Here is a 25,103-nt window from a genome sequence, read left to right as displayed (position 1 = left end):
TTACCCCCTATACGAAATTCAATCGTGCGATTCACGAGTGCAAAACGTCATTTTAATCACCATTATATCACTTTTATTGCACGAGCACTAGCCTTGCGGTTACCCATTCCGTAACTTTTCCGCGATCTCGTCAATCTTGCGCAGCCGATGGTTAACGCCCGACTTGCTGACCTTGCCTTTGAGCATCTCTCCGACTTCTTTCAAGTTCATATCGGGATGCAGCAGACGGACCTCGGCGACTTCCCGCAGCTTATCCGGGAGGCTATCGAGGCCGACTTGCTTTTGGAGCAGCTTTATATTATCGATCTGACGCACGGCGGCGCCGATCGTCTTATTCAAGTTCGCCGTCTCGCAGTTGACGATGCGGTTGACGGAATTGCGCATGTCGCGCATGATACGGACGTCCTCGAACTTAAAGAGCGCTTGGTGCGCGCCGATAATGTTCAAGAGCTCGATAATTTTCTCGCCCTCTTTCATGTAGAAGATAAAGCCCTTCTTCCGCTCGATGCATCTGGCGTTCAGGTCGAACTTGTTGGCCAGCTCCACGAGCGCTTGACAGTGTTCTTCATACATGCAGGCGATCTCCAGGTGGTAGGAAGATCCCTCCGGGTTGTTGACCGATCCGCCGGCGAGGAACGCGCCGCGCAGGTACGATCGTTTGCAGCACGATTTGCGAAGCATCTCCTTGTCAATGCCTTGGTTGAACATGAAGCCTTCGGAGACGATGCGCAGCTCGCTCAGAATCTCTTGTACGTTGACCGGGATGCGGACAATGTAGACGTTGTTTTTCTTCAGCCGCATCTTCTTGCGCACGAGCAGTTCGGTATGGACCGCAAATTGTTTCTTGATCAGCGAATAAATTCGCCTTGCGATCGCGGCGTTTTCCGTCGAGATGTCGAGAATGACTTTGCGACTGGATAGTTGAACGGAGCCGTTCATTCGAATGAGCGCGGACAGTTCCGCCTTTTCGCAGCACGGATCGGCCTCAATCATCGTCAATTCTTTCTTGGTTTGCGCTGCAAAAGACATCGCTTTCTCACCTCTTTCGATTCATCCAATCTTCGACAAGCTGATAAATATGGTGGCTCAGCCGCGCCGCGTCATGCCGCAGATACGTCCGGAACAAGACAAGTCGGTCGGCAATGACCTTGTACCCGCGGCTCTGCACTTCCTCCAGATCCAAATGCACGGCCTTCGCGCCTTTCTCGGCGTAACGCTCCTGCACCTGCGGCGGAATTTCGCCGTTGTTCACGATGACGTAATCGAACAGATGATGCCCGATATGCGCATGCACCGCGTCCAAATGATCGCCAACCGAATAGTCGTCGGTCTCGCCCGGCTGGGTCATCACGTTGCAGACGAACATCTTGACCGCCGCGGATTCGACGATTGCCTCGGCCAGCTTGGGCACGAGCAGATTCGGAATAATGCTCGTATATAGGCTGCCCGGTCCGATGAGGATCGCATCCGCTTCCCGGATCGCCTCGACCGCTTCCGTAAGCGGCTCGACATCGGGCGGCTCAATGAACGCCCGCTTGATCGCCTGCCCCGCTTTCGGAATGTTCGATTCCCCCGTCACGATGGAGCCGTCCTCCATCTCGGCGTGCAGCACGATCGCCTGCCCCGCTGCCGGAAGCACTCGTCCCCGAACGGCCAGTACGCGGCTTAGTTCGCGAATGCCGGTCACGAAATCCCCGGAGATCTCCGTCATTGCGGCCAGCATCAGGTTGCCCAAGCTGTGTCCGGCAAGTCCCGCTCCCGTGTTGAATCGATACTGCAGCATCTGGGCAAGCAAAGGCTCGACGTCCGCCAAAGCAATGAGGACGTTGCGAATGTCCCCGGGCGGCGGCATTTGCAGCTCGCTGCGCAGGATACCGGAGCTGCCGCCGTCGTCCGCCACCGTTACGATGGCGGTGATATCGAGCGGCTTCTCCTTCAGGCCCCTCAGCATAACGGAGAGCCCCGTACCGCCGCCGATGACGACAATACGGGGAAGTCGTTCTTCTGGTGTCGTGCGTTTCTGCTTCATCCGTTCACCTCTAGTGCCGATCTCGTTCCGCATCGCGGTGGCTGACCCGGATCGTCTCGGTATCGCTTGCGCCGAGCATGCGGCCCAAATATTCGGCAATCGCTACCGAGCGATGTTTGCCGCCCGTGCAGCCGATTCCGATAACAACCTGGCTTTTGCCTTCTTTGCGGTATTGCGGAATAAGGAATTGCAGCATATCCAGCAGCTTCGTCAGGAATGTCTGCGTCTCCGGCCACTTCATGACGTAGTCGTAGACCTCCGGGTCCTGCCCCGTATTCGGTCGCAGCTGTTCGACATAATGCGGGTTGGGCAGAAAACGAACATCGTAGATCAAGTCCGCATCGATCGGAATGCCGTATTTGAATCCGAACGAAGTGACATTGACCGAGATCGAGCTTTGATCCACGTTCGTGAACCGCGACATGATGCGATCCTTCAGCTGCAGCGGCTTCAGATTGCTCGTATCGATGACCTGCGTCGCCCAGCCCTTCAGATCCTCCAGCAAGCGGCGTTCATGCTGAATGCCTTCCAGCGGGAGTCCTTCAGGCGCGAGCGGATGGCGCCGGCGGCTTTCCTTGTAGCGCTGCACGAGCACGCCGTCCGTTGCATCAAGGAACAGAATCTCATAGCCGATCGTGTAGTGGTCTTTCAAATAATTCAGCGATTCCGATAACGCCGTGAAGAACTCCCGCCCGCGCAGGTCGATGACGAGCGCGACTTTGCCGATTTTGCCGTTCGACTGCTCGATCAGCTCGGCGAATTTCGGGATCAGCACCGGGGGTAAATTATCGACGCAGAAAAAACCGAGATCCTCAAGGCTCTGCACCGCAATCGTTTTGCCCGCGCCTGACATCCCTGTGATAATGACCAGTTTCGCCATCGCCGTTCCCGTTTCCATCGCCGTTTCCTCCTGCCCTATTCGGAAAATACCGCCGTCCGGCGCCGACGCGCCGAACCGCTACTTCTTATATCAAAGCATGCGCTGCTTGTTGTCCGTCTATGAAGCGCTTATCAATTACGAACGAATAATGAGTCCTGCCGCGCCGACGACGCCCGCGTTGTTGCCGAGTACGGCTGGCACGATCTCCACGCCTTCCGCCACAATATCCGGGGTTGCCTTTTTGAACGCCTCGCGGATCTGCTCGAACAAGAATTCGCCCGACTTAGACACGCCGCCGCCGACAATGAAACGCTGCGGGTTGAGCACGACCGCGACCTGCGCCATCGATTTGCCCAAGTAGTAAGCCGCACGTGTCACGATACGGGCCGCTACTTCGTCGCCAGCCTTCGCCGCGTCGACGACATCCTTCGCCATAATATGAGGCACGAACGACAGGGACGTCCGGTCGCCGCGCTCTACCGCGTCTTTCGCCATGCGGATGATGCCCGTCGCGGAAGAGACGGTCTCCAAGCAGCCCATTTTGCCGCAGCCGCATTGGATCGCTTCCAGGTCCGGCACGATCGACATATGGCCGAGCTCGCCCGCCATGCCCGCGAAGCCCTCCACGATTTTGCCGCCGATAATGATGCCGCCGCCTACGCCCGTACCAAGCGTGTAGCAAACACAGTGATCGACGCCGCGACCCGCGCCGGCCCAAGCTTCGCCTAGCGCCGCCACGTTGGCGTCATTGTTGACGAGTACTTTTTTGCCCAGCTTCTCTTCGAGAATCGCCTTCAGCGGCACGTTGCGGAAGCCGAGGTTCGGGGAAAATTTAATGATGCCGTTCGGAATATCGAGAAAACCGGCGGTACCGACGCCGACGCCCTCCACTTGTTCCCAGCTGTACGGAGATTGCTCGACGATGAGCCGCGCGTACGAAGCGATATTGCTGCACGCCACTTCCGTGCCTTTATCGGCTTCCGTCGGTCCCTCGTACGTATGTAGCAGTGCGCCGTTCAAATCGCAAATCCCTACTTTGACGGAAGTGCCGCCGATATCTACGCCAACAACAATTTTCTCAGACATTAATAAAGCCACCTCTACAATAATGGTTGGGTTGCTGCTGTTCCCACTATAAGTGACGCCCAAGGAGGCGGTCAAGACTCTCTAGCGGGAGCGGCGCGTTGACGCGAAACGACGCTGCCCGGCTCCACCCGAGCAGCGTCCCTTCTCCTGGCTTCCGGCATTGCGGCCGCCTAAACCTTGCGCAATTACAACGATTGGCTCCAATCGTGAACCGCATGTCCTTCGAGGAATTTCTCGGCATCCAGCGCAGCCATGCAGCCGCTGCTAGCCGCGGTAATCGCCTGGCGGTACTTGTTATCCTGCACGTCGCCGCAGGCGAAGATGCCCGGGATACTCGTCTCGCTCGTGCCCGGCTTCGTGATCAGATAGCCGGTCTCGTCGACCTCCAGTTGTCCGCCGAGGAACTTCGTATTCGGCGTATGGCCGATCGCTACGAAGATGCCGTTCGTCTCCAGCACTTCCTCTGCGCCGCTCTCGTTGTTGCGAACCTTAAGACCCGTGACGCCCATCGGACCGGCCACGACTTCAAGCGGCGTCCGGTTAAGCGCCCAGCTGATCTTGCTATTCTCTCGGGCACGATCCTGCATGATCTTCGAGGCGCGCATTTCTTCGCGGCGGTGTACGAGGACGACTTCCGACGCGAAGCGCGTCAGGAAGTTCGCTTCCTCCATCGCCGAATCGCCGCCGCCTACGACGATAATCTTCTTCCCGCGGAAGAAGAAGCCGTCGCATGTCGCGCAGGTGCTGACGCCGCGGCCGACATTCTCGCGCTCGTTCGGAATGCCGAGGTACTTCGCCGATGCCCCCGTCGAGATGATGAGCGCCTCCGCCTGCAATTCGCCTTGCCCCTCCACCTGAAGAGTGAACGGACGCTTCGACGTATCGACCGAGTTGACCCAGCCGGTGCGGAATTCCGCGCCGAAGCGCTCCGCTTGCTTGCGCATGTTCGCCATCAGGTCCGGCCCCATGATCCCTTCCGGGAACCCCGGGAAGTTCTCCACTTCGGTCGTCGTCGTCAACTGGCCGCCCGGTTCGGGACCTTCGATGACCAGCGGGTTCATGTTCGCCCGAGCCAAGTAGATCGCCGCCGTCAGTCCGGCTGGTCCAGTGCCGATAATAATCGCTTTGTACATTCGAGAATGCCTCCTTTGCAATCCAACCTGCGCCCGCCATGGCCAAGGGACGCTCTGAGCCCGCCCGCCGCTCTGCGACGGTCAAGCATATGCCTTCCTTAAGCGTCGCCTTTTGCGTCCAAGGCAGGGAAGATCATTTTCATTTTTTCCTTAATCCCGCAAATTTCATCAATTCGTTTGGCGCATTTGCTCACCGTCGCGATCGAGGTCCCGTACCGCTCCGATACTTCATGGTACGAAATCGTCCGCCGGTGCATCTTCGCCGTCAAATATTCGAGCGCGGCCGCCCATCCTTCAACCTTACCCAGCTTCGGCGCATCCGGATACACGCGGGAGAGAAAATCGATCCACAGCGTCAGCAGATCATGCTGCTGCACGAGATCGTAGTGCTTGTTCATCCGGCCGAGCGCGGCTTCGAGCACTTCCTGCCACTTCGGATCCCACTCCGGCAGACGCGAAGGCATGCGGCTGTGCTCGATCGTCGTCGCTTTGCCTTCCAGATGAACCTCGAGCGCCTCATGCACGCCGATCGTGCGAAGGACGAACACCGCGATGCGTTTCAAGTAATCGTCTTCCTGCTCTTCTTGAATAAACGCGCGCAGCGCGTCTTTCACTTCGTTGTCCGCGATCATGCCGAGCGCTTGAATGACCTGCAGCTTCGTGCCGCGGTCACCGTGACGCAGCGCCCAGAAGAAGGAGGAACGCACCAGCGGGTCGCGTTTCATATGATCGGGCAGCGTCTCGCTCGATTTCTCCCAAAGCTTGAACTGCTCTTCGAACGGCAGATGGTAGTGGTAGCTCGCGGTCCCGGCTTCCCCGCCTGCGCGTACGTGCGTCAATTGCTCCAAATAATAGCCCGGCACGTTCGATTTCGGATCCATCTTGGCCGCTTGCCGCCAGAACCGTTCGGCTTCGTCCAGCCGCCCGATATTCCAAGCCGCCACCGCCGTGTAATGGTACAAGCAAGCATCGTCGCGCAGCGCGCCGTCCTTCATCAGCCGAAGGAAATGCCGATACGCCTGTCCGTGCTCGCCGAGAATCCCCATCGTCGTCGCCAGCTTGAACACATGCTCTTGGTGGAAAGGCACCGTCTTGCACAGCAGCTCGACGAGCGGCCGAAGCGCGTCTGCATCGCTAGCATGCTGGTGGAAAATGGCGAGATTGCACAGCGCGTGCAGATTGCCGGGTTCCTGCACGAGCACTTCCCGGATCGTCGTCATCGCCTTATCGAACAGGCCCATGTAGTAATACGCCAGCGCCAGGTTGTTGCGGGCCGCGAGGAACTCGCCGTTCTTCTCGACAATCGTCTCCAAAAGACGAACGGCCTCGGCAAACTTCCCTTCCTCGAGCATCGCGCGGGCTTGATCATGTTCGAAATAACCTTCGCGCGCCCGCACCGACGAGATCTTCATCGGCCGCTCCAGCTCGTAGTGCAGCAGCTCCATCATCTCTTCCGCCTCATCGAGGAACTGGCCTTCGGCGTCTTCCTCAAGATAGCGGATGAGCGCATCTTCGGCTGCTTCGTACTGCTCCATGTTGGCGAAATTATTCGCCATATAGAAATGGCACTCCGTCATCGCCGGATCAAGCTCTTCGACGATGCTGCGGAGCACGTTGTTGGATTCCTCGTAATTGCCCATCTCGGACAAGATCCCGGCCATGTTGCAGTGATTGACCGGATTGTCCGGCTCGTATTCCACTGCGCGGCGAAAATACTTCAGTGCCTTGTCATAATGATATCGATCCAGCGAGCGCACCGCCCGTTCGAAAAAGAAAGTGGCGTCCCAGTGAATCGGTATGATGTTCGTCTTATGACTTGGCGCGGCCGCACGCTTCTTCTCTTTCATTCGCAAGGCACCTCCCCGGTTCATCCTTAAAGTTGCTACGATTATACCATAGCGAAGCCTATCCATACACGCAAAGAATATGGACGAATCGCGGACGCACCCAAAACAAGGCGGCAGCCCGCGCCCGCCCCCGGTTCGAACGCGCCTCGCGCGCGGTCTTTGGTGGGAGGGCTGTGCGGGAATTCTGCCGCCTTTGCCTGTTGGTTCGTCCGCGATTCGATTATCGTGCTGCTGGCGGGATCGGCTTAGATGCCCGCGTTTTTGAACAATGTGCTGATCGAACCGCCTTCGATGATGATCCGGACCGTCTCTGCCAGAATCGGCGCCACGGAGAGCACCTTGAACCGGTCGGAACGGTTATCCGGAAGCGCGATCGAGTCGGTTACGACGACTTCTTTAATATTCGGGTGGTCCAATCGCTGCAGGGCAGGGCCGGAGAAGAGCGGATGCGTCGCACATACGTAAACGTCATGCGCCCCGCGTTCCTTCAGTCCTTCTACGACGTTGACAATGGTCGTGCCCGTATCGATCAGGTCCTCGATGATGATCGGCGTCTGGCCTTCGACGTCGCCGATGACGTGCGTGATGACCGATTCATTATGAGCCGGACGCTTCTTGATCATGATAGCGAACGGTGCGTCAAGATAGTTGGCGAGTTTCTCGGCCGTGGAAGCGCGTCCCGCGTCCGGAGAAACCACGATCGGATTCGGAATGTCTTTCGATTTCAAATAGTCGCTGATCAAATCCAGGCCGGTCAGATGATCGACCGGAATGTTGAAGAACCCTTGGATTGCCGGCGCGTGCAGATCGATCGTCACGACGCGCGTGGCGCCGACCGTGCTAAGTACATCTGCCAGCATTTTCGCCGAAATCGGCTCGCGCGGCGCGGCTTTCCGCTCCTGGCGTGCGTACCCGTAGTACGGCACGACAATGTTCACCGTGCGCGCGGAAGCGCGTTTCGCGGCATCAATCATGACGAGCAGTTCGACGAAATGATCGTTGATCGGATGCGAGAACGACTGCACCAGGAAGACGTCGCAGTTACGGATCGTCTCCTCGTAGTGGACGTAAATCTCGCCGCTTTTGAAACGGGACACTTTAATTTTGCCAAGCGGCAGGCCGAGTTCGGCGCTGATCTGCTCGGCAAGCTTCGGGTTCGAGGAACCCGAAAAAATACGCACCTTGTCGCTAAACATGATACCCTCCTGAGCGATTAGACCACTAAATTTGCATAACGAAGCTTGTTTCGACAACTTCCATTATACATAACTTTAAAAATAATTCAAAAATCAATCATGGCGCGTTTGCGGCCTTCGAACGTAGCCAGCTGCGTGAAACCGACTTCTTTCAAGAGCTCGCGCGCTTCCTCTAAATATTGCCCAAGCCGTTCTGGCTGATGCGCATCGGAACCAATCGTGAGCGGAATTCCCAATTCGAGCGCCTTCGACAGCATTCTGCGGCTCGGGAACATCTCCGCAACGGGCATGCGAAGTCCGGACGCGTTGAGCTCGATCGCAAGCCCGTTCGCGCGGACAGCCTCCAGCGCTGCGTCCTCCAGCGGCGTCACGTCGCCCTCTGGCTTGAAGCCGAACCGTTTGATGACGTCGATATGGCCGATATAATCATAGAACCCGGTTGCGCATGCTTTTCGCACGGCGTCGTAGTATTGCGCGTACACCGCCATCCGGTCGCGTCCTTCCCATTCATGCGTCTGTCGGAAGTCGGAGATATCCCAAGTGCCTAGAAAATGCACGGACCCGATGACGTAATCCCAAGGGTAGGCGCGGATAATCCGTTCAATCTGCTCCTCGCAGCCTTCGATGTAATCGCCCTCCAGACCGACGCGAACGTCGATTTGTCCTTTATACTTAGCCTTCAGATTGAAGGCTTCCTCCACGTAACGAGGCAGCTCCTCCATCGGCATGGCCATTTCCGGGTAATACGTCGCCGGGTCGACGTGCAGCAGCGGCATATGATCGGATAGGCCGAGCTGATCCAGCCCGATCTCGATACCGCGCTTGACGTACTCCTCCAGCGTGCCGACCGCGTGCCCGCAGCGGACGTGGTGCGTATGGTAATCGATGTTCATGTTCGTCGTGGCGCTCCTTTCGCTTCTATTGCCGCCGTGCAGCCGCCGTGCAGCCGCCGTGCAGCTGCCGTGCAGCACGAAACCGAGCTTCCGCATCCTGCGGGCTCGGCTTCGGTGTTCGTCCTATTCGCTAAGCTGATAAGCCGATTTCGGTTTGTTGTAGCGGCGTCCGAGCTCGTACATGAGATCGTCCAATGGCAGTCCGCGCTCGCGCAGCAGCACCATCAGATGGAAGAGCAGATCGCTCGCTTCGTAACGAAGCTCGGTGTTGTCGTTGTTCTTGGCCGCGATGATGACTTCGCCGGCTTCCTCGCCTATTTTCTTGAGGATCTTGTCGACGCCTTTATCGAACAGGTACGTCGTGTACGCGCCCTCCGGACGTTCCGCGTGGCGGGATGCGATGACGCTCTCCAGCTGGCTCAGCATCGCGAACCGATCCGCCGAACCTTCCGCCGCTTGCCCTTCCGCGTCTTGCCGCGCGAAACCGGGGACTTCGTTAAAGAAACAGCTGTACTTGCCGGTATGGCAAGCAGGCCCCTGCTGCTCGACGCGCACCAACACCGTATCGCCGTCGCAATCGTAATGCATGGAGACAATGCACTGCGTATGGCCGCTCGTCGCGCCTTTATGCCACAGCTCGCCGCGGGAACGGCTCCAGAACCAGGTCGAGCCGGTCTCGAGCGATTTGCCGAGCGATTCGCGATTCATGTAGGCGAGCATGAGCACTTCTTTGCTGCTGTAATCTTGCACGATCGTCGGCACGAGGCCGTTTTCGTCCCATTTGATCCGTTCCGCCAGCGCGGCGCTTTCGTTGTGGCTCATCGCACCTCGACTCCTTTGCTGCGCAGGTCGTTCTTCACGTCTGCGATCGTCAATTCTTTGTAGTGGAAAATGGTCGCCGCAAGTCCGGCATCCGCCCGTCCCGCTTCGAACACGTCGGCAAAATGCTCCGCGCGCCCCGCGCCGCCCGACGCGATGACGGGAATGCCGACCAGATCGGACACCGCCCGCGTCAGCTTCACGTCGAAGCCGTCCTTCGTGCCGTCCGCGTCCATGCTCGTGAGCAGGATCTCGCCCGCGCCGAGCTGCTCGACCCGCTTCACCCATTCGAGCGCCCGGATGCCGGTCGTCTTGCGTCCGCCGTGGGTGTACACTTCCCATTCGCCCCACTCGGGGTTGAACTTCGCGTCCACCGCCACGACGATGCATTGCGAACCGAATTTGCGCGCGCCGTCCTGTACGAGCTGAGGGTTCACGACGGCCGCCGTGTTAATGCCAATCTTGTCCGCGCCGGCGCGAAGCAGCCGCTTCATGTCGTCGACATGGGCGATGCCCCCGCCCACGGTGAACGGGATCGTAATCTCGCCCGCCGTTTTGCGCACGACCTCGATCATCGTCGCCCGTCCTTCGTGGGAAGCGGAAATATCGAGGAAGACGAGCTCGTCCGCGCCCTCTTTATCATAGATCGCCGCAAGCTCCACCGGGTCGCCCGCATCGCGCAAGTTCACGAAATTCACGCCTTTGACGACGCGCCCGTCCTTCACGTCCAGACAGGGAATAATCCGTTTGGCCAGCATAACGCCGCCTCCTCTTCCATCCAATCATTTGCACGGGAGTCCCGCTCCCGCCCGCGCCAATCTTATTCGGCCGCGCGCTGTGCCGGTTTCGCGCCCGTTAAGGTCAAGAAATTCCGCAGCAGCTGCATGCCGAGCTCGCCGCTTTTCTCCGGGTGAAACTGCATGCCGTACACGTTGCCGCTGCCGACGATGGCCGTAACCGGCTGATAGTAGTCGGTCGTCGCCAGAAGATCCTCCTGCCGGGCAGGTTTCACGTGGTAAGAATGCACGAAGTAGACATGACCCTCGGACAACCCCGAGAGCAGCTGGCATTCTTGGCCGAAGCTCAGCTTGTTCCAGCCCATGTGCGGCACCTTGTAATCCCCTTGGAACCGCACCACCTTGCCCGGCAGCAGCGCCAGGCCGTCGTTCAGTCCGTGCTCTTCGCTCTGTTCGAACAGCAGCTGCATCCCTAAGCAGATGCCGAGCAGCGGCTTCCCTGAGGCCGCATACCGCTTAGCGACGACGTCCATCCCCGTCTCGCGCAGGTTCTCCATCGCGTCGCCGAACGCGCCAACACCCGGCAGAATCGCGCCCTCCGCGCTCATGATCACCGCCTCGTCATCGGTCACGACAGCTTCGAAGCCGAGCCGCTCGACCGCCTTGCTGACGCTGTGCAAGTTGCCCATGCCGTAATCGATGATGGCGATCATCCTACAGCACCCCTTTCGTCGAAGGCACTCCTTGCACGCGCGGATCGATGCTCGTCGCTTCGTCCAAGGCGCGTCCGAGCGCCTTGAACACCGCTTCGATCATGTGGTGGGTATTCTGGCCGTAATGTACGATCACGTGCAGCGTCATTCGCGCTTCCAGCGCCAGCTTCCACAGGAACTCGTGCACGAGTTCGACTTGGAAAGAACCGACCTGTTGGGACGGATACTGCGCCCGGTATTCGAAATGCGGGCGGTTCGACAAGTCGATCACGACCTGCGCCAGCGCCTCATCCATCGGCACGAACACGGATGCATACCGCTTGATGCCGCGTTTGTCACCCAGCGCCTGCTGGATCGTTTGACCAAGGCAAATGCCGATGTCCTCGACCGTGTGGTGATCGTCGATGTCCACGTCGCCGCGTCCGTCCACCGTCAGGTCGAATTGGCCGTGCTTCGTGAACAGATCGAGCATATGGTTCAGAAACGGAACATCCGTCTCGATCTTCGCCGTGCCGCTGCCGTCAATCGCGAAGGCCAGCTTAATATCCGTCTCGTTCGTCTTGCGCGCCACTTCGGCCGCGCGAATCGCGTTCTCCGCCATCTTAAGTCCCCCTGCTTTCCTTCAATTACTGTTCGCCTTCCCGTTCCAGCCGAATGCCGATCGCGCGCGCGTGCGCTTCCAGCCCTTCGTGGCGGGCAAGCGTCATGATTTTCTCGCCGTTCTTGAGCAGTGCGTCCTTGCTATAGTAAACCAAGCTCGATTTCTTCAAGAAATCATCCACGTTCACCGGCGACGAGAATCGTGCCGTGCCGTTCGTCGGAAGAATATGGTTCGGACCCGCGAAGTAGTCGCCCACCGGCTCGGAGCTGTACGGCCCGAGGAAAATCGCGCCTGCGTTCTCGATGCGTCCTAGCAGTCCCATCGGCTCAGCCACCATGACTTCCAAATGCTCGGGCGCCATCCGATTGACCGCCGCGAGCGCCTCGTCCATCGTGTCCGCCAGCAGGATCGCGCCATTTGCTTCGATCGACTGGCGCGCGATGTCCGCCTTCGGCAGCGTCGCGAGCTGCCGCTCTACCTCCGCCGCCACCGCTTCGCCCAGCTGAGCCGAGGTCGTTACCAGGATGGCGGACGCCATCTCGTCGTGCTCGGCTTGCGAGAGCAGATCGGCAGCCACGTAGGCCGCGTCGGCCGTATCGTCCGCGAGGACGACGATTTCGCTAGGGCCCGCGATGCTGTCAATGTCCACCGCGCCGAAGACGGCCCGTTTCGCCAGCGCGACGTAAATGTTGCCCGGCCCGCAAATTTTATCGACCGGCGCGATCGTGTCCGTGCCGTAAGCCAGCGCGGCGACCGCCTGCGCGCCGCCGACGCGGTACAGCTCCTTCACGCCGGCTTCCGCGGCCGCGACGAGGATGTAGGGATCGATACCGGCTTTGCCGCCCGTGGCCGGAGGCGTGACCATGACGATCTCCGGCACGCCCGCCACTTGCGCCGGGATAACGTTCATGAGCACCGAAGACGGGTATGCCGCCTTGCCGCCGGGTACGTACACGCCGACGCGCTTGAGCGGTCGCAATATTTGTCCCAGCATCGTGCCATCCGGCTGAACATCAACCCATGACTGCCGCAGCTGCTTCTCATGGAAGGCGCGGATATTGGCCGCCGCCTCGCGAATCGCCTCCAGGAAAGGCGCCTCTACCTTGTCATAGGCCTGCTCGATTTCTTCCGCCGTCACTCTAAGCTCCGACGCCTGAAGCCGAATTCCATCGAACTTCTCCGTGTACGCCAGCAGGGCCGCGTCGCCTTCCGTTCGTACGCTTTCCACGATCTGGCGAACCGCCTCGTTCTGTTCCGGCGTCCCGTATTCGACTTCGCGGGTCAACCCGAACTGTTCTGCGCGCAGCACTCGCATGCGCATCTCCCCTTCCAGCTCCCTTGCGTGCTAGGAGTATAGTGAAAGGCAGGAATCCTCCTGCCCAAGAATCTATCATCTCGTTATTCCATTATAGCCTAAGATGCGGCAGCCGACTGCCGCTAATGCCGCTTCTTCTCGTATACCGTCTGCGTTTGAACGCCGTCAATCACATGGATGCGACCGTTCGGGCAGCGAATGCAGAGCGGACTATACGCCTGCCGTACTGCCGATTGCCGCTTGCAGCCGGTCGCACAAGCCCTGGATCGACTCGTTCTTCATCCGGTAGCTGACGCGGTTGGCGATAAGGCGGCTCGTAATGCCGAAGATCTGCTCCATCTCCACCAAGCCGTTCTCCCGCAGCGTCTGGCCCGTTTCCACCATATCGACGATGCGGTCGGCTAGCCCGATCAACGGCGCAAGCTCGATCGATCCGTTCAGCTTAATGACTTCGACCTGCTGGCCTTGTTCCCGGAAATATTGCGAGGCAACATTCGGATACTTCGTCGCGACGCGCGGATGAATCGTCGGCTTCCAGTTCGGAAGACCGATCACCGACATGCGGCATTTGGCAATGCCCAAATCCAACAGTTCGTAGACGTCCTTGTTCTCTTCCATGAGTACGTCTTTGCCAACAATGCCGATGTCCGCGACGCCGTACTCGACGAAGGTCGGCACGTCCACGGGCTTGACCATGATAAAGGACATGCCCGCTTCCGGCACTTCGATAACGAGCTTGCGCGTCTCTTCCAAGTCCGGAATAGACAGCCCCGCTTCTCGGAACAGCTTAATAACTTGCTTATAGATACGGCCCTTCGGCATGGCGACCATGAGAAGATCGCCGCCGGTCTGGTTATTCGACTGGCTCATCGCGCCACGCCTCCTCCGACATAAGACTTGAACACGTTGAATACCGCGCACTGCAGCGCATATCGATCAAGCGAAGCGTGCAGATCCGCAGCCCGCTCCGCCGTCATTCTCTCCGTGACGACGATCGCTCCCTGCTCGCGGAGGCGCAGCGCTTCCGAGATCGCCTCGTCCCGGCCTCCGGCGTCGTATCCGATGAGTACCCGATCGACCTCCGCTTCCCCCCGATCGCCGATGAGCTCGAGAATACGCGTCGTCTTCAGCGCGAACCCGGTAGCCGGCGCCGAACGGCCGAATTGCGTCAGCAGGTTGTCGTAGCGCCCGCCGCTCACGACAGGAAAGCCGAGATCCGCCGCATAGCCTTCGAACGTCATGCCCGTGTAATAGGAGAAATCGCCGATCATGGTCAGATCAATCAGCACATAATCGCTGACGCCATACGCCTTGAGCGCATCCCACATCTCGCACAGATGGGAGATGGACGCCTGGGCTGTCGTATTCGCGCTGACGCCCCGCGCCTGATCGCAGATCTCCTGCCCGCCGCGGAGGCGAAGGATGCCTTCAAGCACGCGCTGGACAGGCTCCGCAAGCTGCAGCGACTTGACCTTCTCCCGATAGCCGACGTAATCGCGGCCGAGAAGACAGGCTTTCAGCTCCTCTTGCTCCTCTAACCGCCCCTGCAGCGTCTCTTCGAACAACCCATTCAAGAACCCGACATGGCCAATCGCGATTTTGAACCGGTCGACGCCGGCCGCACGAAGCGATGCGATCGCCAGCGCCACGACTTCGGCGTCCGCCTCCGGCGAAGGATCGCCGACCAACTCTACGCCGGTCTGATAGAATTCCGCCTCGCGTCCGGACTCTTCTTCGATCGAACGGAAGACGTTCGCATGGTAGGACAAACGCAGCGGGAATGCTGCGTCCTTCAGCAGCGATGCTACGACGCGCGCGATCGGCGCCGTCATATCCGAACGCAGCACCAATGTCGTACCGCGTTTATTCAACAGCTTGAACAGCTTCTCGTCGGACGTCGAGCTTGCGACCCCGACCGTATCGTAATATTCCATCGTAGGCGTCATAATTTGCTCATAGCCCCATGAAGCCATGCAGGCAAGGGCTTGATGTTCGATCTGGCGCAGGCGCGCGACCGCATGCGGCAAATAATCTTTCACGCCGATCGGCTTCTCGAACACTTTCGGTTTCGCCATCTCTCTATCACCATCACTTTAGTGAGTTAATGTGCTACCATGTTACCATGCTGCCAAAATAAAGGATTAGTCGCTATCGTACCATGCCTCACATCATTCGTCAAGATTACCCAGCCGCGTCCTTGTTGACTTTCATCTTGCCCGAGCTCCGACTTGTCCGGGGTCTTCCGTTCTCCTCGCTTCCCGCGCAAAAATAAAAAGCGAACCGGGGCTTCAAGCCCTGTTCGCTTCTGGTTTGGATGCCTCGATTCTGCTGCGGCTCCGTTCAGCCTGAACCGGCTTCGCTTGGATCGACGCCGGCGACGGATAATGCCTGCCGATGAATCTCACCGGTACCTTGCCCAACACGACCGACGCTCCGGGTATGAACCGATACGCCAGTAAGAGCAGCACGACGGATCCGATTAAGGCGAAAATGAACCCGCCCGCGATCCACGCGTGGTAAATGCCCGTTAACGGAATGCCCGGGGACAGCTTGCGGTAGAGCAGCAGCATACCCGGATGGATCAAATAAATTCCGAACGATAAAGTCCCGATCAGATCAAGCGCCTGATATACCCGACCGCTCCGTCCCTTTCCGATCCATGCGTAGATCCCCTGTAAGAGAACCAATATGCTCGTAAAGGTAAACACGTTGTAGCCGGCCTCATACCATAACGGATGCATCGCCTTGTTGTTAATTCGCGTGATATGCCACACCGCGATGTAGGTCAGCGCAGATGCCGCCCATATCGTCCAAAGCAGCACTGCCCCGACCCGAAACCCCTTCTTCTGCCATCCCTTCCGTAGTTCCACCCAGGCTTTGAAACGCGGGTAATACATCCCCGCGAACGCCCCGAGCATAAAAGGCGCGAAATACGTAAACGCGAACGTCCCTTTGTTCGGCAGATGCAGCTCGATCCGGTGAAGTGCGAAGAAGAACCATTGCGTCGCGAATCCGACCGCAATCAGCCCCAGACCAATCCGCGGCCACCTCCGCGCCATGTAATAGAAGAGCGGGAACATGACGTACAGCTGAATCGCGACCAAAATATAATACAAATGCGGGTAAGCCGTCCCGTCGCGCAAGTTCTCCCCGAACTTGCCTGCATACTGCCCCAGCAGGGCGAGGTCGAGCGTGAAGCCCGAAGCGATGCCGTACTTCGCCAACTGGTATAGCACCGAGAACACCACGTAGGGAATAATCAGCTGCGGCAGTTTACGAAGATAAAAATCGCCCCAGTCCCCTGCACGCATCCGCCTTCCGGGCCCGTAGTGGTAGAACAGCGTGAACCCCGTCAGGAAGACAAAAGCCGGCACGCAGAATAAGGCTAACGTATTGATGACGTTATAAACCACGAACGAATCGTGCTTGACGAGCTTGAGGGTTGACGCGGATGTGGCATGAACGGCGAGCACGCCGAGAATGGCGATCGCGCGCAGCACGTTCAGCTCGTTCACGTTCTCGTTTTTGGACATCGGGTTTCCTCCCAACTCTGAGGCCGCGCGCCTGAAGGCTGCGGTACAGCTGGTCCAACCGGGGAATAATCGTGCTGTCCCTAATTTGTCCCTGCTGCATCTCCTTTATGTCCTTTACCCGAAACGCGCCACCTTTCACCAGACCGCCGCACTACTTCTCGCCCATTTTGCGAATGACCTGAATGGGATTACCCCCAACGAAATCGCCCGGCGCTACGTCTTTATACACGACGGATCCAGCCGATACGACGGCCCCGTCCCCGATCGTCACCCCCGGGAGGATCGTCGTATTCGCGCCAATCATGACCCCAGAGCCGATATGCACGTCGCCAAGCCGGTACTCCCCGATTAAATACTCATGCGTCAAAATCGTCGTATTGTACCCGATAATCGTATTGTCGCCAACGCGGATGCGTTCGGGGAAGAAGACGTCGACCATGACCATGAGTGCGAACGCCGTATGCTGCCCGACCTTCATTCCGAGCACGTGCCGGTAAATCCAGTTTTTCACGGGCAACGAAGGGCAGTACCGGGAAATTTGGATGAAGATAAAGTTCCGTACCGCCTTCACCCGGCTTACCGTCCGATACATCTGCCATAGCGCGTTCGGCCCTTGTACCGGATAACGCTCGACGTTACGCAATCGGTTCTCTCTCCATTCCGAGCAGCTCGTATAAATCGCGCATATCGTGAATAATATGCTTCGCGCCGTTCTCCCGCAGAATAGTCTCGCCCTTCAGCGACCACGCCACGCCGACCGGTATGCAGCCAGCCGCTTCCGCCGCAATCATATCGACCGTGCTGTCGCCGACCATGATGGTCGTCGCCGGGTCGGCGCCAAGCGCAGCGATCGCTTTGAGAATCGGCTCCGGATGCGGCTTTGCCTGCTCCACATCGTCGATCGTGACGATAGCCCCGGGCGTCACGTAATCGTAAATCCCGGTGAAGCGCAGTCCTTTTTCCGTCGTTAACCGGATCTTTGTCGTCACGATCCCCTGCTGCAAGCCTTGCTGCTGCAAGCGTGCCATGACCTCCGCCACGTACGGGAACGGCTTCACGAACTCGTCGTGTTGGCGGAGGTTGAACTCGCGGTATCGGGAGATCAGATGCGACACTTCCTCCAAGTTGGAGAACAGCTGCATTTGATTAATCAGCGGCTGTCCCATGCTCGGGATGATCTGATCGCGTCCGAAGTCTACGGGAACAACATCCTGCAGCGCATGCAGGAACGATTGGATGATTAACTCGTTCGTATCGAGGATCGTGCCATCCAAATCATAAAGTACGGTTCGTATTGCGGATGTCATGCGTTTATTGCTCCTTTGTGCGCGTATCGGCGTTGCCTGTGCCCGTAGCTTGCGCGGAAGTGCTTCCCGCATCTCCGGCGCTGCCGGCCGGAAGGCCGGTTTTGTAGTTAATGATCGGGTCAAGATAACGTTCCTTCGCCATGCCGTTCTGACGGCGTACGACGATGAGGATAATGGCGGCTACGATCAACAGCACAGAGATGAGCTGCGAAATGCGCACGTTGCCATAGGCCGCATCCAGGTAGCCTGGCTCGAAGACGATGTTCATCGGCGACCACAGTCCGTTCATGAGCGATGCCAGCCAGCTGGCCCCTTCGAATGCCAGACTATCCGTACGCAGCCCTTCCACGAAGAAGCGGCCGATCGAGTACCAAATGAAATAAGAAAGCACTAATTCGCCCGCGCGAAGGAACGATTGACGGCGGAGCACCAGCAGCAGAATAAGTCCCGCGAGGTTCCATAGCGATTCGTATAGGAACGTCGGGTGATGGAACACGCCGTTGATGTTCATTTGATTGACGATCCAATCCGGCAGATGCAGCGTACTGCGAAGGAAGCTCTCCCCCACCTCTCCGCCATACGCCTCCTGGTTGATGAAATTGCCCCACCGGCCGATCATTTGACCCGCGATCAGCGAAGGCGCGCAAATATCTGCGATTCGCCAGAAGCTATAGCCTTTAATCCGGAAATAAATATATCCGCATAGGAAGGCCCCGATTAACGCGCCGTAGATCGCGATCCCGCCGTTCCACACCGCGAAAATCTGCAGCGGATCGTCTTTATATTCGTCCAGCTTGAACGCTACATAATACAACCGAGCGCCGATGATGGCCGATGGCACGCCGAAGAGCAGCAGATCCATGAAGAAATCCGCCGACAGTCCGAACCGTTTGCCCTCCTGGACGGCCAGCAGCAGCCCCACTAACGCCGCAGTGCCCAAAATAATGCCGTACCAGTGCACGTCGATCGGCCCTAACGAGAAGGCGATCGGATTTAATTGAAGAGTCAACATGCGTCCCTAGCTCCTTTATCAATCGAAATCGTCCGTATCGTCTGCGATCGTTTCCGTCAGTTTGTTCGTAAATTGAAGGGCGGCATTGTAGCCCATACGTTTCAGACGGAAATTCATCGCGGCCACCTCGATAATAACCGCCAAGTTTCGGCCGGGGCGCACCGGGACCGTGACGATCGGCACGTCCGTATCGATAATGCGCGTCGTTTCTTCATCCAAGCCTAGCCGGTCGTATTGCTTGTCTGCCTGCCAGTTCTCGAGCCGAATGACGACGCTAATCCGTTTGTTGTTGCGAACCGCGCCCGCACCGAACAGCGTCATAACGTTGATGATGCCTAAGCCCCGGATTTCCAAGAGGTGCCGGATCAACTCGGGAGCGGTACCGTGCAGCTGTCCATCCGACGTCTGACGAATTTCCACCGCATCGTCGGCGACGAGCCTGTGGCTGCGTTTCACGAGCTCCAGCGCCGTTTCGCTCTTACCGATGCCGCTGCCGCCAGTAATCAGCATCCCTACCCCGTATACATCGACGAGTACGCCATGTATCGTTGCCGATGGGGCCAGCTTGCGTTCCAGGAAGTTCGTAATGCGGCTGGAAATAATCGTGGTCGCCACGTTGCTGCGCAGTACGGGAATCTGTTTCTTGTTGGACTCCGTCACCAGTTCGACCGGCACTTCCAAACCGCGCGTGACGATGAAGCATGGCGTCTCGTCATGACACAGCCGCTCGATTCGATCCGTCCGTTCGTCGCTGCTGAGCGTCTCCATGAACGCCAGTTCCGTCTTCCCTAGAATTTGTACCCGTTCACTCGGAAAATAGTGAAAATAACCGGCCATCTCCAAACCCGGACGATACAAATCGTCTACCGTAATGCTACGGCGTAACCCGTCTTCTCCGCTCACAATTTCAAGCTGAAACTGCTGGACAAGATCGGACACTTTCACCTTCTTCGCCATTGGTCGGCCTCCTCGCGCAAGTAGCTGCTGCATCCTGCCCACAGTGTATGTATCGTTTACCAATGTCTTCATCGTAACGAAAAAAAGCGCCGAAAGCAACGTTTCCATTCGCCTCCGGCACCGAGCTTGAGACCTGTCAAACCGCTTCGGACTCCGCTCATTCTGAAGTTTTCTTCCGATTGCTTTTACATCTCCATTAATGTCTCCGGATCTGCAGTATTATTCCCCCTCACTTCATATTTGGCTTACCCCTAACGATTCTTCTTGGCTCTTAAGACCGCCTAAGACCTCGCCTAAAGCACCGCCTATTAGCTGTCCGGGAGGCATACTTGCCCCAAAATACAAACAGCCACCCTCCGTAGAGGGTGGCTGTCAAGCGCCATAAGCCGATCGGCTTAGTTTTCGAATACGTTCAGTTCCGTTGCTTTGTCGAAGACGTGAACCTTGTTCATGTCGAGCGCAAGTTTAACCGTCGTGCCTTCTTTCACGCCCGAACGACCGTCAACGCGAGCGATAACCGTGTCTGTACCGAGACCGTTCAGGTACAGGTACATTTCGTGACCGAGGTTCTCGGAAACTTCTACGTGAGCGGATACATGCGTGTTCGGCGAAGCTTCCAGGAATACTGGCTCTTCATGGATATCTTCTGGACGAACACCCACAATGATTTCTTTGCCGATGTAGCCTTTCTCGCGAAGCAGTTGTGCTTTGCCTTCTGGAACAACAACGTCAACGCCGTTCGATTTGAAACGAGTAGCGCCGCCTTGCTCCGTCAGCGTACCAGTGATGAAGTTCATTGTAGGCGATCCGATGAAGCCTGCAACGAAAATGTTAACCGGGTGGTTGTACAGCTCTTCCGGGGAAGCAGCTTGTTGGATGATACCGTCTTTCATAACGACGATACGGTCACCCATCGTCATGGCTTCGATCTGGTCATGCGTTACGTAGATAACGGTCGTTTCCAGACGTTTAGCCAGTTTGGAGATTTCCGCGCGCATTTGACCGCGAAGTTTCGCGTCCAAGTTGGAGAGCGGTTCGTCCATCAAGAATACTTGCGGCTCACGGACGATCGCACGGCCGAGGGCGACACGTTGGCGCTGACCACCGGAAAGCGCTTTAGGCTTACGGTCAAGCAGGTGTTCGATATCGAGAATTTTAGCGGCTTCACGAACGCGTTTGTCGATTTCCGCTTTTTTGAATTTACGAAGTTTAAGGCCGAATGCCATGTTTTGGTACACGTTCATGTGCGGGTACAGGGCGTAGGATTGGAATACCATCGCGATGTCACGGTCTTTCGGCGCTACGTCGTTAACGAGACGATCGCCAATGAACAATTTACCTTCGGAAATCTCCTCAAGACCTGCGATCATGCGCAGCGTAGTCGATTTACCACAGCCGGACGGACCGACAAGAACGAGGAATTCCTTGTCCTTGATATCAAGGTTAACGTCTTTAACCGAAGCGTTGTCCGAACCAGCATATTTTTTGTAAATATGTTCTAAGCGTACACCTGCCATTTGTATTTCCCCCTAACAGATAGTTGTTCTTCACTACAACTATCTTATCTCACAGGGTCATATGTGACTATGCACAAACTTTACAAAAATACTAAACCCTTTTCGTCACTTTATACAATAGCAGCACGATCTTCACCAAAACCGCGTCTCGGAACTGTCTTACGTCGAGTTCGGTCTCTTGCTTCAGCTTATCGAGGCGGTATAGCAGGGTATTTCGATGGATATATAGCTTCTTCGCCGTCTCGCTTACGTTGCAATCAAGCGCGAAAAACGTTTCCAGCGTGGATAAAATCTCCGGCTCCAAAAACACGTCCGTCCGTTTGAGCGCCTGTTCCACAAAGCGCTGCCGCTGCAATTCCGGGATCGCGCTGAGCAGCCATTCCAGTTGAAGCAGCCATGGCAAGTGGATATTCGATCCCACATGAAACGTGCGTCCCAAATGAACGGTTTCTCTTAGCTGCGACGCCGCCGCTACGATGTCCTTAGCCGGCTGTATGGGCTGAAGAACGGCCAAGTGGCACTCGCCCAGCCATTCGCTTGCGAGCATATCATGCAAGCCGGAAGCGATGGAAGCCAGACTATCCTCCACCGATTCCTCGTCTTCATCCGGTCGATCTTCATTCTGGGCTTCCCGAATAAGCGAGACAGGACCAAGGATCAGCCACTCCTGTTCTTTCAACGGTATGAGAAGGATATCTTCGGATAAAAAGCTTCGCAGGAGCTTCTCGAGATCACCATAGCTGGCTTGTCCGGGTTCAAGCTGGTCCGCGACGAGCAGGAACGGAATCATGGTGCTGTAGAGACGGATTCGGCTGATGAGCCGGTCCGGAACCGTCAATGGCTGATTGCCGTTCTCCAACTGATTGGCGATCCAACTGCCTAACTCTCTCACAATCCGCTCGCCTTCCGGCAAGCCCGAGAACACGTTCTGTTCGGGAGCCTTTACATGCTGGAGCGACCACGCCAACAAGCGAACCTCCGTATCGCTTATCGCGCCTTCGCTTATTTCTAAGGCAAGCACCTGTTCATTAAGAGTGGAGACAACGATATGCATTTCACCCGTAATAAGTCGGATCCAATCGCCTCGTGTGACCGTGTTGAATTGTTGCACGTATTTATTGTTAGAGTCCGTAATCGAGACCAATTCTGTCCAAGCGGTAATCGCCGTTTGGAATTGACGTACCGGCCTTAAAAGGATTTGTTCCAGCTGCCCGATCCAGTTCGCTTCGCTCATCCTCTACCTCTATTCACGAGTATGGTACTCTTTGTTTTTAGGACATTGTACCATACATTGACATGCAATTCAGGTTGTTACGGGAATGGACACATCTGCGAACAAACAAAAAACCTGCGGTCAATGACCACAGGTTGAACATTCGAAATGGTGAGCCATGTAGGACTCGAACCTACGACACCCTGATTAAAAGTCAGGTGCTCTACCAACTGAGCTAATGGCTCTCATCATGTTAGGAAATGGTGGAGGATGATGGATTCGAACCACCGAACTCGTCAGAGAACAGATTTACAGTCTGCTGCGTTTGGCCACTTCGCTAATCCTCCATGCATAACACGAGAGAAAAAGAAATGGTGGCTCGGGACGGAATCGAACCGCCGACACGAGGATTTTCAGTCCTCTGCTCTACCAACTGAGCTACCGAGCCACATCAAGTATTCAATTATATAAATGGCGGAGCCGACGGGATTCGAACCCGCGGTCTCCTGCGTGACAGGCAGGCATGTTAGGCCTCTACACCACGGCTCCGCAATATATATGGTGGAGGTTGACGGGATCGAACCGCCGACCCTCTGCTTGTAAGGCAGATGCTCTCCCAGCTGAGCTAAACCTCCATAGTATGGTAGCGGCGGAGGGACTCGAACCCCCGACCCTCCGGGTATGAACCGAATGCTCTAGCCAGCTGAGCTACGCCGCCACAAAATCCCTTGCTTGTCCTGTATACCGTCAGGGAATTCGATATACATCAGGTGAATAGCGTCGCCAAACGCTATTGTAAGTTCAAAAGCTTCACTGAGCTTGTCAGTTCGCTTTATCCGTTACACCCTGAAAACTGGATACGAAACTCAACACTTTAGCTGTGTTTGTCTAAGCTCTTGCGAACTTAAACCTTTAGGATAAGCCCTCGACCGATTAGTATTCGTCAGCTGCACGCATTGCTGCGCTTCCACCTCGAACCTATCAACCTGGTCGTCTTCCAGGGGTCTTACTAATTGGGAAATCTCATCTTGAGGGGGGCTTCACGCTTAGATGCTTTCAGCGCTTATCCCGTCCGTACTTGGCTACCCAGCGGTGCTCCTGGCGGAACAACTGGTACACCAGCGGTACGTCCATCCCGGTCCTCTCGTACTAAGGACAGCTCCTCTCAAATTTCCTACGCCCACGACAGATAGGGACCGAACTGTCTCACGACGTTCTGAACCCAGCTCGCGTACCGCTTTAATGGGCGAACAGCCCAACCCTTGGGACCTACTTCAGCCCCAGGATGCGATGAGCCGACATCGAGGTGCCAAACCTCCCCGTCGATGTGGACTCTTGGGGGAGATAAGCCTGTTATCCCCAGGGTAGCTTTTATCCGTTGAGCGATGGCCCTTCCATTCGGTACCACCGGATCACTAAGCCCGACTTTCGTCCCTGCTCGACTTGTGGGTCTCGCAGTCAAGCTCCCTTATGCCTTTGCACGCTTCGAATGATTTCCAACCATTCTGAGGGAACCTTTGGGCGCCTCCGTTACATTTTAGGAGGCGACCGCCCCAGTCAAACTGCCCGCCTGACACGGTCCCCCCACCCGATTCAGGGTGGCGGGTTAGAACTCCGATACGATCAGGGTGGTATCCCAACGGCGCCTCCACCCAAGCTGGCGCTCAGGCTTCTCAGGCTCCCACCTATCCTGTACAGATCGTACCAAAGTCCAATATCAAGCTGCAGTAAAGCTCCATGGGGTCTTTCCGTCTTGTCGCGGGTAACCTGCATCTTCACAGGTATTAAAATTTCACCGGATCTCTCGTTGAGACAGCGCCCAAGTCGTTACGCCATTCGTGCGGGTCAGAATTTACCTGACAAGGAATTTCGCTACCTTAGGACCGTTATAGTTACGGCCGCCGTTTACTGGGGCTTCGGTTCATAGCTTCGGGTTGCCCCTAACCACTCCCCTTAACCTTCCAGCACCGGGCAGGCGTCAGCCCGTATACTTCGCCTTACGGCTTCGCACAGACCTGTGTTTTTGCTAAACAGTCGCTTGGGCCTTTTCACTGCGGCCCCCTCGGGCTATTCACCCTACCGAGGCACCCCTTCTCCCGAAGTTACGGGGTCATTTTGCCGAGTTCCTTAACGAGAGTTCTTCCGCGCGCCTTAGCATGCTCTGCTCGCCTACCTGTGTCGGTTTGCGGTACGGGCACCTTGACCTGGCTAGAAGCTTTTCTTGGCAGCGGGAACACATAACCTTCGGTACTGTAATTTTCCCTCCCCATCACAGCCCAGCCTTAACGATGTGCGGATTTGCCTACACATCAGCC

The 25,103-nt window shown here is 56.9% G+C and carries 22 protein-coding genes, 6 tRNA genes and 1 rRNA gene (1 of these 29 only partly in view); all 29 read right to left on the bottom strand.

Annotated features, from left to right (window positions below):
* Nucleotides 1-99: 99 nt before the first annotated feature.
* Nucleotides 100-1,029 carry a DNA-binding protein WhiA gene (whiA, locus tag ACFSKT_RS31130; RefSeq protein WP_377716991.1) on the bottom strand — a complete coding sequence of 310 codons (930 nt, stop codon included), beginning with the start codon at nucleotides 1,027-1,029 and terminating at the stop codon, nucleotides 100-102.
* A 7-nt stretch (nucleotides 1,030-1,036) separates the two neighbouring features.
* Nucleotides 1,037-2,029 (bottom strand): gluconeogenesis factor YvcK family protein, encoded by a 993-nt coding sequence (locus tag ACFSKT_RS31125; protein ID WP_377716989.1) that lies wholly within the window; start codon nucleotides 2,027-2,029, stop codon nucleotides 1,037-1,039.
* A gap of 10 nt (nucleotides 2,030-2,039) precedes the next feature.
* Nucleotides 2,040-2,927, bottom strand: coding sequence for an RNase adapter RapZ (rapZ, locus tag ACFSKT_RS31120; RefSeq protein ID WP_377716988.1), 888 nt, complete (start codon nucleotides 2,925-2,927; stop codon nucleotides 2,040-2,042).
* Nucleotides 2,928-3,044: 117 nt separating this feature from the next.
* On the bottom strand, nucleotides 3,045-3,995 hold the full coding sequence (locus ACFSKT_RS31115; protein WP_377716986.1) for an ROK family glucokinase: 951 nt from the start codon (nucleotides 3,993-3,995) through the stop codon (nucleotides 3,045-3,047).
* Nucleotides 3,996-4,180: 185 nt separating this feature from the next.
* On the bottom strand, nucleotides 4,181-5,128 hold the full coding sequence (trxB, locus tag ACFSKT_RS31110) for a thioredoxin-disulfide reductase (protein WP_377716984.1): 948 nt from the start codon (nucleotides 5,126-5,128) through the stop codon (nucleotides 4,181-4,183).
* A gap of 98 nt (nucleotides 5,129-5,226) precedes the next feature.
* Nucleotides 5,227-6,975, bottom strand: coding sequence for a tetratricopeptide repeat protein (locus ACFSKT_RS31105; protein ID WP_377716982.1), 1,749 nt, complete (start codon nucleotides 6,973-6,975; stop codon nucleotides 5,227-5,229).
* A gap of 245 nt (nucleotides 6,976-7,220) precedes the next feature.
* Nucleotides 7,221-8,171, bottom strand: a complete 951-nt coding sequence (locus ACFSKT_RS31100) for a ribose-phosphate diphosphokinase (RefSeq protein WP_148933208.1) — start codon at nucleotides 8,169-8,171, stop codon at nucleotides 7,221-7,223.
* A gap of 86 nt (nucleotides 8,172-8,257) precedes the next feature.
* Complete coding sequence (hisJ, locus tag ACFSKT_RS31095; protein WP_377717166.1) at nucleotides 8,258-9,064, bottom strand: histidinol-phosphatase HisJ; 807 nt, start codon at nucleotides 9,062-9,064, stop codon at nucleotides 8,258-8,260.
* A gap of 123 nt (nucleotides 9,065-9,187) precedes the next feature.
* Nucleotides 9,188-9,886 carry a bifunctional phosphoribosyl-AMP cyclohydrolase/phosphoribosyl-ATP diphosphatase HisIE gene (hisIE, locus tag ACFSKT_RS31090; RefSeq protein WP_377716980.1) on the bottom strand — a complete coding sequence of 233 codons (699 nt, stop codon included), beginning with the start codon at nucleotides 9,884-9,886 and terminating at the stop codon, nucleotides 9,188-9,190.
* Entirely contained in the window at nucleotides 9,883-10,641 is a 759-nt protein-coding gene (gene hisF / locus ACFSKT_RS31085) for an imidazole glycerol phosphate synthase subunit HisF (protein ID WP_377716978.1), read from the bottom strand. Before hisF ends, hisIE begins: the two co-directional genes overlap by 4 nt.
* 62 nt (nucleotides 10,642-10,703) lie before the next feature.
* Entirely contained in the window at nucleotides 10,704-11,333 is a 630-nt protein-coding gene (gene hisH / locus ACFSKT_RS31080) for an imidazole glycerol phosphate synthase subunit HisH (RefSeq protein ID WP_377716976.1), read from the bottom strand.
* A 1-nt stretch (nucleotide 11,334) separates the two neighbouring features.
* Complete coding sequence (gene hisB, locus ACFSKT_RS31075) at nucleotides 11,335-11,934, bottom strand: imidazoleglycerol-phosphate dehydratase HisB (RefSeq protein ID WP_148933213.1); 600 nt, start codon at nucleotides 11,932-11,934, stop codon at nucleotides 11,335-11,337.
* Nucleotides 11,935-11,959: 25 nt separating this feature from the next.
* Nucleotides 11,960-13,249, bottom strand: coding sequence for a histidinol dehydrogenase (hisD, locus tag ACFSKT_RS31070; protein WP_377716973.1), 1,290 nt, complete (start codon nucleotides 13,247-13,249; stop codon nucleotides 11,960-11,962).
* Between the two features lie 210 nt (nucleotides 13,250-13,459).
* Nucleotides 13,460-14,119: an ATP phosphoribosyltransferase gene (gene hisG / locus ACFSKT_RS31065; RefSeq protein WP_377716971.1), complete on the bottom strand. Its 660-nt coding sequence runs from the start codon at nucleotides 14,117-14,119 to the stop codon at nucleotides 13,460-13,462.
* Entirely contained in the window at nucleotides 14,116-15,324 is a 1,209-nt protein-coding gene (locus tag ACFSKT_RS31060) for an ATP phosphoribosyltransferase regulatory subunit (RefSeq protein WP_377716969.1), read from the bottom strand. Before ACFSKT_RS31060 ends, hisG begins: the two co-directional genes overlap by 4 nt.
* A 213-nt stretch (nucleotides 15,325-15,537) precedes the next feature.
* On the bottom strand, nucleotides 15,538-16,782 hold the full coding sequence (locus tag ACFSKT_RS31055; protein WP_377716967.1) for an acyltransferase: 1,245 nt from the start codon (nucleotides 16,780-16,782) through the stop codon (nucleotides 15,538-15,540).
* A gap of 151 nt (nucleotides 16,783-16,933) precedes the next feature.
* A complete protein-coding gene (locus tag ACFSKT_RS31050; RefSeq protein ID WP_377716965.1) occupies nucleotides 16,934-17,425 on the bottom strand; it encodes an acyltransferase in 492 nt (163 codons plus the stop codon).
* Entirely contained in the window at nucleotides 17,418-18,089 is a 672-nt protein-coding gene (ppaX, locus tag ACFSKT_RS31045) for a pyrophosphatase PpaX (protein ID WP_377716963.1), read from the bottom strand. The genes ACFSKT_RS31050 and ppaX overlap by 8 nt, the downstream gene beginning before the upstream one ends.
* A gap of 4 nt (nucleotides 18,090-18,093) precedes the next feature.
* The gene (gene lgt, locus ACFSKT_RS31040; RefSeq protein WP_377716961.1) at nucleotides 18,094-19,101 is read right to left on the bottom strand and encodes a prolipoprotein diacylglyceryl transferase; all 1,008 of its coding nucleotides are present in this window, start codon (nucleotides 19,099-19,101) and stop codon (nucleotides 18,094-18,096) included.
* A gap of 18 nt (nucleotides 19,102-19,119) precedes the next feature.
* A complete protein-coding gene (hprK, locus tag ACFSKT_RS31035) occupies nucleotides 19,120-20,058 on the bottom strand; it encodes an HPr(Ser) kinase/phosphatase (protein WP_148933221.1) in 939 nt (312 codons plus the stop codon).
* A gap of 395 nt (nucleotides 20,059-20,453) precedes the next feature.
* Nucleotides 20,454-21,575: an ABC transporter ATP-binding protein gene (locus ACFSKT_RS31030; protein ID WP_377716959.1), complete on the bottom strand. Its 1,122-nt coding sequence runs from the start codon at nucleotides 21,573-21,575 to the stop codon at nucleotides 20,454-20,456.
* A 91-nt stretch (nucleotides 21,576-21,666) separates the two neighbouring features.
* The gene (locus tag ACFSKT_RS31025; RefSeq protein ID WP_377716957.1) at nucleotides 21,667-22,809 is read right to left on the bottom strand and encodes a PucR family transcriptional regulator; all 1,143 of its coding nucleotides are present in this window, start codon (nucleotides 22,807-22,809) and stop codon (nucleotides 21,667-21,669) included.
* Between the two features lie 148 nt (nucleotides 22,810-22,957).
* Nucleotides 22,958-23,033: transfer RNA gene (locus tag ACFSKT_RS31020), tRNA-Lys, on the bottom strand.
* Nucleotides 23,034-23,049: 16 nt separating this feature from the next.
* Nucleotides 23,050-23,135 (bottom strand) — tRNA-Tyr (locus tag ACFSKT_RS31015).
* A 25-nt stretch (nucleotides 23,136-23,160) separates the two neighbouring features.
* Nucleotides 23,161-23,236, bottom strand: a tRNA-Phe gene (locus ACFSKT_RS31010).
* 24 nt (nucleotides 23,237-23,260) lie between these two features.
* Nucleotides 23,261-23,337, bottom strand: a tRNA-Asp gene (locus ACFSKT_RS31005).
* Between the two features lie 10 nt (nucleotides 23,338-23,347).
* A tRNA-Val gene (locus ACFSKT_RS31000) sits at nucleotides 23,348-23,423 on the bottom strand.
* 6 nt (nucleotides 23,424-23,429) lie between these two features.
* Nucleotides 23,430-23,506, bottom strand: a tRNA-Met gene (locus ACFSKT_RS30995).
* A 195-nt stretch (nucleotides 23,507-23,701) separates the two neighbouring features.
* Nucleotides 23,702-25,103: ribosomal RNA gene (locus tag ACFSKT_RS30990) — 23S ribosomal RNA — on the bottom strand (it continues 1,528 nt past the right edge of the window).

The sequence above is a fragment of the Paenibacillus xanthanilyticus genome, from assembly GCF_042682185.1.
GTDB classification, from domain to species: domain Bacteria; phylum Bacillota; class Bacilli; order Paenibacillales; family Paenibacillaceae; genus Paenibacillus_Z; species Paenibacillus_Z xanthanilyticus.
The sequence above is the reverse complement of the archived record's forward strand: the minus strand, read 5'-3'. Positions and strand labels throughout refer to the sequence as shown.